Raw genomic sequence first — 1275 nt, 5'->3', positions numbered from 1 at the left:
GGCTTCACCGAAGCATGACTCTGAAGTCTCTGGATCCCCGCCTTCGCGGGGATGACGAGCGAAAAAGCGAAAACAACGAAAACGCATCACCCACCGTCGCCTCGCCCCCGCGCCGCGACGGCGGCATGCAAACGCAGCAGCACGGACTTTCCATGTACATCCAAACCGCCGGCGCTCCCGCCGGCAGCGGGCGCCCGGCGCTGGCGCTGATCCACGGCTGGGCCATGCACGCCGGCCTGTTCGCGCCGCTGGTCGAACGCCTGGGCGATGCCTTCACCCTGCATCTGATCGATCTGCCGGGCCACGGCTACGCCCGCGACGACGCCACGGCGCTGGATCCGAAGGCGCTGGCCGACGAGCTCACCCAGCGCATTCCCGATGCCTTCTGGCTCGGCTGGTCGCTCGGCGGCCAGGTCGCGCTGCGCGCCGGCCTGGACCACCCCGAGCGCGTGCGCGGCCTGATCCTGATCGCGTCCTCGCCGCGCTTCGTGGTCGGCGAGGACTGGCCGCACGGCGTGCAGCCGAGCCTGTTCCGCAACTTCGGCGAAGCGCTCGAACGCGATTTCCGCGGCACCCTCGACGGCTTCCTGGCGCTGGAGGCGCTGGGCTCGGCCAAGGCCCAGGAGGAACTGCGCCACCTGCGCCAGCTCGCCTTCGAACGCGGCGAACCGGCGCCGCGCGCGTTGCAGGAAGGCCTGGTGCTGCTCGACGAGTTCGACGTGCGCGCCGAACTGCCGCAGCTGCGCGTGCCGAGCCTGTGGATCTCCGGCCGCCGCGACCGCCTGGTGCCGGCCGGGGCGATGCCGGCCGCCGCCGCGCTCGCGCCGCACGGCCGCAGCGAAGTCATCGCCAGCGCCGGCCACGCGCCGTTCCTCGGCGCCACCGACGAAGTCGCCGCCGCCATCCAAGCCTTCGCCGCGCAGGCGCCGGCCGCCGTCGCCTCTTGAGTTCCGCCATGACCGATCTGTTCGACCACCGCCAAGTGCGCCGCTCGTTCTCGCGCGCCGCGCACGGCTACGACCAGGCCGCCGCGCTGCAGCGCGAAGTCGGCGCGCGCCTGAGCGAAACCCTGGATTACCTCGAAGAACGCGTGCCCGACGTGGTCGTCGATGTCGGCTGCGGCCCCGGCCACCTCAGCGCGTCGATGCAGAAGCGCTGGCCGCGCGCGCAGGTGATCGCGCTCGACCTGGCGCCGCCGATGCTGCGCCAGGCGCGCGAGAACTTCGGCGCCGGCGGCTGGCGTCCGCGCCTGCTCGGCGGCGCGCGCCGGCCCGA

Annotated in this window: 2 protein-coding genes; both read left to right on the top strand. The window is 73.0% G+C overall.

Going from position 1 to position 1275, the window contains the following annotated elements:
• Positions 1-152 precede the first annotated feature (152 nt).
• Positions 153-947 carry a pimeloyl-ACP methyl ester esterase BioH gene (gene bioH, locus A7A76_RS17225; protein WP_206412356.1) on the top strand — a complete coding sequence of 265 codons (795 nt, stop codon included), beginning with the start codon at positions 153-155 and terminating at the stop codon, positions 945-947.
• 8 nt (positions 948-955) lie between these two features.
• The coding region (locus A7A76_RS17220; RefSeq protein WP_206412355.1) for a methyltransferase domain-containing protein at positions 956-1275 on the top strand (320 nt) is incomplete at its 3' end.

The sequence above is a fragment of the Lysobacter enzymogenes genome, assembly GCF_017168095.1.
Lineage (GTDB): Bacteria > Pseudomonadota > Gammaproteobacteria > Xanthomonadales > Xanthomonadaceae > Lysobacter > Lysobacter enzymogenes_D.
Note: the sequence above shows the minus strand (reverse complement) of the source record. Positions and strands in the feature narration are given on the sequence as shown.